Raw genomic sequence first — 6,225 nt, 5'->3', positions numbered from 1 at the left:
TCTTTCAGGCTCGTGGCTTTCAACTCTTGCGCTTTATTCTTCTGCACGAGAACGCCGAGACGCTCCATACGATAGAACTGCGTGAACCGAGCATAGGCTTCGCGTTCGGCGGTTTTTGTCGCCCCCATCGCCAATTGGGTTTCGCCAGTCTCGACTTCCTTCAGCAATCGCGACCAAGCACGCCCGACGAATTTAATCTCGCACCCACTCTCCTTCCCCAAAGCTTCGATAAGTTGAACGTCAAAGCCGATCAATTTACCCTTGCTATCAAGGTAAGCGTAGGGAAACCAAGCCTCCCAGCCAACGGTAAGACTGCAGTTTGATTGCGCTAAAGCGGCAGGCGAGAGGAAAAATACAGTCAAAGTGGCGATTTTTAGTGAGAAAGGTCCGAGAAAAATTTTGTCTAAGGCTCAGGGAGAGTAAATTTTTCATCGAATGATCCATAGGGTTATATTGAGTTGAGTGCCTTTATCCCAAGAAACATATTCCAGTTCAATTACAAATTTAAGATGCAATAAATCTATAAAAAATACTATAAACTGTTTTCCGTCTAATGGGTTCATCCATAAGGTTGAGTCTGTCGGAGGGAACACCGGCATCGGAGCGCGACTGGGAACCTAGACCCCAACAGTTGGGCGACAAAGCTGTTAGCGTCGACTAACCGCCTGGGCCAGTGCCCCGGTCAGGCCAAGGCTGGCGACGGCAAGCAGCGCGAGCCCCCCAATTAGCCCCGCCATCGGCACCTGGGTTAATCCCCAGGTCAGCAACATTGGCGCGATGGCTTGAGCGATCAGGCTGGGGGCCGCCAAATGGCCGAGGACGCGCGCATAAAGGTCGCGCCCGAAAAGCTGCAAGGGCAGGGTGCCGCGCGCAATAGTCAACAAACCATTGCCCGCGCCATAGATCAGAACGCCAATAAGGGTGAGCCCGGGGATCGGAACTAGGGTGAGAGTCAGCAGCAGCAGACCCAGCCCCACGCCAACGCAGCCCACCGCGAGCGCCAGAGTGGTCAGCGGCGTGAGCCTCGCGGTCAGCAGCGTCTGCACCGCCCGCGCCGCCACTTGGGCCGGGCCAAGCCAGGCGGCAATCGCGACGGCTTGAGTGAGGGTCAGGCCAGTCTCGGTCAGAACGGCGGGCAAGTGGACCGCAAGACTAACGGAAACGATAGTCTGGAGAACGAGCACGCCGCCCAATAGCAGCATCAGGCGACGGCTCACGCTGGCGAGGTTTTCTGCCTCTGGCCCGCGCAATACCGCCCCCGTCCCCTGTTTGGGGAGCACGCGGGCGTAGAGGGGCAGCACTAGCCCGAGGTGAAGGGCGGTATAAACCAAACAGGCCCCGCGCCAACCTATCGCGTCGATGAGCAGATGGCTGATCGGCCAACAGATCGTGCTCGCCAATCCGCCGAGCAGCGTGAGCCGGGCGATGGCGAGGGGCGCGCGCTCGTGCAGCACCATAGCCAGGGTGGCGAAGGCCGCATCATAGAGTCCGCACGCCATCCCCACGCCCATCAGCCCCCAGGCGATTAAGAAAACGGCGGGGTGATAGGCGAGGGCGAGCAGCGCCAGCCCTGCCGCGAGAAACCCCGCGCCCGCCATCATCACGGCGCGCGGCCCCCATCGCGCGATCCGGGCTCCTAGACCGCGCGCCAGCAGGCCCGAGACCAGCAGGCCGACGGTCAGCCCGGCGACGATCAGTGTTGGCGACCAGCCGGTATCTGCCGCGACCGCCGCCGTGAACAGCGCGGGCCAATAGTAGGAGGAGCCCCAGGCGAGGATCTGCCCCAGCCCAAGGCCCCAAACCAGCCGCGCGGTTGGGGGCGCGGCTTCGCTCATCCGCAACAGCCGGTTTTCGCCGGGGTGCGGTTGGTGATGCACACGCCGGTTTTCGGCAGGTCGAGTTCGACGCGCTTGGCCGCCACCTCATCCCCCGCGAGCGCTGCTGCGATAGAGCGCACCTGCTCGTAGCCGGTGAGGAGCAAGAAGGTCGGGGCACGCCCATAGCTTTTCATGCCCGCCGTATAGAAACCGGGTTCGGGATGGGCCAGTTCCACGGCCCCATGCGGGCGAACGCTGCCGCAGCTATGCAGGTTCGGGTCGATCATCGGCGCGAGGGCGGGGGTGGTTTCCAGCCACGGGTCGAGACCGAGGCGGAGTTCCCGCGTTATCGTCAAATCAGGACGGAAGCCAGTGCAGGCGATGATCTGATCGACGGTGATCGTTGCGCCCGTTGCGGCGGTGACGGTCACGCCCGTACTTGCGGAGGCCAATGCCGACACCGCGAAGGGGGCGAGCAATTTTACCAAACCTGCGGCAATCGCCGTTTCCGCCTCGTTGCCCAACTGGCCGCGCGCGATGAGGGCATCGTTGGCGCCGCCGCCGAAGGTAATCGCGTCGGGGACTTGGCGCATCGCCCAGAAGATTTGCGTTTCCGGCTCCTGATGTTTCAGACGCACCAGATCGTGAATCGCATTCATCGCCGAATGGCCCGAACCCACCACCAGCACGCGGCGATTGGCATAGGTCGCCCGATCTGGCCCGAGGCAATCGGGAATGCCATAGTGGATGTGAGCGGTGGCGGCTTTCTCCCCCGGCGCGGCAATGCCGCTCGCCCCCAGCGGGTTCGGCTGGCTCCAGGTGCCCGAGGCATCGATGATCGCGGCGGCGGTGATTTGGGTTTCGCCCTGGGGCGTTTCCAGCGCGACGATGAAGGGTTTTTCCGCCCGGTCCCGACTGCGCACTTTATCGACACCCTCGCGGCTGAGCGCGATAACCCGCGTGTTATAGTGGATATAGGGCGCGAGGACAGCGGCGAGCGGATCGAGATAATCGGCGACCAGGGCCGCGCCCGTGGGCAGGCGCTTCGGATCGGGGGCGTGCCAGCCGGTTGGCTCCAGCAAAGCCCGGCTGGCGCGGTCGATACAAAAATGCCACGGCGAGAACAGCCGCACATGGCCCCAGGCGCGGATATGGGTGCCGACGGACGGCCCCGCTTCCAACACCAGCGGCGTCAGACGGCGCTCCAGCAGATGCGCGGCAGCGGCAAGGCCAACGGGACCGGCACCGATGATAACGATGGGAAGCGACATAGCGGTAATCCTTTCAGGCAAAGCGGGGGCGTTCGGCCCGGAGGGGGCCGTTACAGCAGTTCGGACGGGAGCTTCGGCTTTAGGTTAGATTTTCCGGAATCAACCGTTCGACGATGACCACATCGAGCCAGCGGCCATCAAGTTTGCCGTGTTTTTCATACGCACCGACATCGCGGAAGCCGCAGGCGTGGCAGACGGCGAGGCTCGCGTGATTGAAGGTGAAGATGCGCGAGAGAAGCTTCCAGAATCCCGCCGCGCGGGCGGCATCGACCAGCGCAGTCAGCAGAAGCTTACCGATGCCCTGGCCGCGCGCGGCGGGATCGAGATAAATCGAAAACTCGCCGATGCCCCGGTAGCAGTCGCGTGCCCGATAGGCGCTGGTGCCGACCCAGCCGAGCACCGTGCCGCCCGCATCGACGGCCACGAGCTGCGGGAAGCGCGCCGACGCATCGATCTTCGGCAGAATATCGGCGGCGGTGCGCGGCTCGGTATCGAAAGTGGCCGTGCGCTCGGCAATACCGAGGGAGTAAATCCGGGCGATGGCCTCAGCATCTTGCGGTTCGGCGGGGCGGGTCGTAATCATCGGGGCTTTCCGTTGTCGGTGACAACTATAAGGGTGAAAAAATCACGCGGCAGTCGGTGGGCAGGCCCCGACGCTGACGCCACTGGTGAAACGGGCTTCGGCCAGCCGGTGCAGGCGGGTGACAACGTCAATCGCGGCCCGCCGCACTTCCGGGTCAAGGTCGCGAATCACGTCGATCTGCTGGGCGATCAAATCTTGAGTGATACGCGCGAACAACGCCCGCCCGGCCTCGGTCACGCCGACTAGATGGGCTCTACCGTCGCGCGGGTCGGGCTCACGGCGGATATAGGCTTTGCGTTCTAGCGCTTCGAGCACGCGGCTGGTGGTGCTTTTATCGAGGAACAGCGCATCGGCCAGAACCTGCGGGCGCGTCGGGCCGCCGTCCACCAGATTCTTCAGCGCTTGGCATTGCGTCACCGAAATATCGTAGCAACAGATCCGGTCCCGGTCGCGGAACTGATAGACGCGCACCAGTGCCGACACGGCTTCGTGCAGGGCAGCGCCATCTTGGGCGAGGGCATCGGGGCCGGGAGGAGTATTTCGTTGCATGTAGCAACCATATTCCTCCCGGCCCGTTTCGTCAAGAGCGCAGCAGTTTGATTTTCGTGCCCGGTGCGGGCATCGCCCCCGGCGCGAGACCGTTGAGAATTTCGAACAGCCGCGTGGCTTCCGTGCCGCTCGCGTCGGCATTTGGCTGGCCTGCTGGCGGGTCTGAGCTTCGCTGCCCGCGCTGACAATCTCCACGCGCAACGGCTTGAAGGCGGCGGCTTCGGCGGCGGAAAGCTGGGTGAAGCTGCTGGCGAGGCTTTGGGCGAGCCGGTCGACCTCCGCCCCCGATTGCAACCCGCCGAGGATTTGGAAGCGATGGGCGGTATTGCCGTCGGTCTTAATCACCAGCAACCGCACCATGACGGGCTGTTTTTGCGCGTTCTGTGCCTGAATCACGCCCGTTGCGGCATCGAGCCCGCCGGGAACCGCGATGCGCGACAGGCCGCGCACGCCATAGCTCTGGCCCCAGGTGCGCACGGCATCGGCGGCGGGCGTGCTCGCTTTGGCGATATCGTAACGGACTTTCGCCGCTTGGCCCGCGATCAGCACCGCTTCCGCCCCATTCTGAAGGGTGTAGCCGCTGGGCGCACTCCAGCGCACGCGCATCGGCGGCAGAGTAAAGCTGGTGCCGCGCACCACGCCTTCGCGCGGGTCGGTCCCATAGGGCAGCCCATTGAGGCGGGCGAAGAAGGGCTCGCGGCCGATTTCCGTCGCGGGTTTGCCGAGCGTGGCCTGGGCCTTCGCGCCCTCGCCTTGGGTTGCCTCGGTTACGGCTTTCGCGACGCGATCTTGCGTGCGCGGGTGGCTCGCCATCATGTCGCCGCCAGCATTGGGGTCGCGCCCGGCGAGTTTGGCGTCGAGCTCCGATTGGGCCTGAAGCTTGGCGAGAAAAGCCGCCGCCGCGCTGGGATCGTACCCCGCGCGTGCCATATAACGCACGCCGAGCGAATCGGCCTCGAACTCCTGCTCGCGCGAGAAGGATTGCACATAGGCCGCCGCCCCCGTGCCGACGATCTCGCCCACAGCCGAGCCAAGCTCGCTGGAACCGGTGAGCACCCCCGCCAGCACCGCGAGCCCGCCGGTGAGGATATTCGCCGTATTGGCCTGGCTTACCCGCTGGGCCGTGTGCCGCCCGGTGACATGGCCGATTTCATGGCCCAGAACGCTGGCAAGCTCCGCTTCCGAAGAGGCAAGCGCCAGCAGCCCGCGCGTCACATAAACAAAACCGCCGGGCAGGGCGAAGGCGTTGACGATCTCCGAATCCAGCACAGTGAAGGTAAAGGGCTGGCCCGCGAACTCTGAATTGGCGACCAGCTTATTGCCGATGCCGGTCACATAAGCGGCGATGCCATTATGGTCGAACGCCCCGCCATATTCTTTGATAATTTTCTGATGTTCTTCGGTCCCGACGCGCTTTTCCTCGTCGCTGGACATAAAGGCCGTATAGCTCTGCTGGCCCGTCGCGGGGTTGGTCGTGCAGCCGCCAAGCAGGCTGGCGACGCCAATTCCGGCGGCGATAACGAAGGGGGACAGCCAAGCTTTCACGGATCTTCTCCCAGTATTTTTCTCGGCAGAACAGTAGCAGAGCCCCGCGCCCCCGGCAATTTCAGGGAAGTTTTTCCAGATACTCCGGGCGCTCCAATTGGAGCGAGAGCCCGCCGCTCACGCCAATCCAGCCGCGCACGCGCAGTTTGGCGTCGGTAAGGTCATGGGGATCGAGCCCCTGGGCCTTCAGGGCACGGCCCACGGGGCTGGCGAGGATCACTTTCAGCGCCGACCGCCCCTCGCCCAAGGTTAGTTCCGCCCCCCAGCCCGCGCGCTTCACCAACCGCCGAACCCGGCCTTCGATAAGATGGAATTGATCGCGCAGCGGCCAGAGATCCTCGCTTCCGGCTTGGCGGACGCGGTAGGCGGGGAAATGCCACAGGCCGCGCCCCTCGGCCCGTGCCGCCCCTTCCGCCCGCAAGAGGGTGGGGAGTAAGGTCGCGCCGGGATCGTCGGCCTT

General features: G+C 63.9%; 5 protein-coding genes and 1 pseudogene. All 6 read right to left on the bottom strand.

The window, feature by feature from the left end:
- Positions 1–254, bottom strand: a 254-nt coding sequence (locus tag VZ95_RS18065) for a substrate-binding periplasmic protein (RefSeq protein ID WP_156995387.1), incomplete at its 3' end; no start/stop codon positions are given.
- Between the two features lie 393 nt (positions 255–647).
- Positions 648–1,835, bottom strand: a complete 1,188-nt coding sequence (locus tag VZ95_RS18060) for an MFS transporter (RefSeq protein ID WP_045777095.1) — start codon at positions 1,833–1,835, stop codon at positions 648–650.
- Positions 1,832–3,088, bottom strand: coding sequence for an NAD(P)-binding domain-containing protein (locus VZ95_RS18055; RefSeq protein ID WP_045777094.1), 1,257 nt, complete (start codon positions 3,086–3,088; stop codon positions 1,832–1,834). Before VZ95_RS18055 ends, VZ95_RS18060 begins: the two co-directional genes overlap by 4 nt.
- A gap of 79 nt (positions 3,089–3,167) precedes the next feature.
- Entirely contained in the window at positions 3,168–3,671 is a 504-nt protein-coding gene (locus tag VZ95_RS18050) for an arsinothricin resistance N-acetyltransferase ArsN1 family A (RefSeq protein ID WP_045777093.1), read from the bottom strand.
- 42 nt (positions 3,672–3,713) lie between these two features.
- The gene (locus VZ95_RS18040; protein WP_052711917.1) at positions 3,714–5,765 is read right to left on the bottom strand and encodes a M48 family metalloprotease; all 2,052 of its coding nucleotides are present in this window, start codon (positions 5,763–5,765) and stop codon (positions 3,714–3,716) included.
- A 61-nt stretch (positions 5,766–5,826) separates the two neighbouring features.
- A pseudogene (locus tag VZ95_RS25985) lies at positions 5,827–6,225 on the bottom strand (hypothetical protein); the annotation flags it as partial.

Source organism: Elstera litoralis, assembly GCF_000963705.1.
Taxonomy (GTDB): Bacteria; Pseudomonadota; Alphaproteobacteria; order Elsterales; family Elsteraceae; genus Elstera; species Elstera litoralis.
This window is presented reverse-complemented; position numbering and strand designations above follow the sequence as displayed.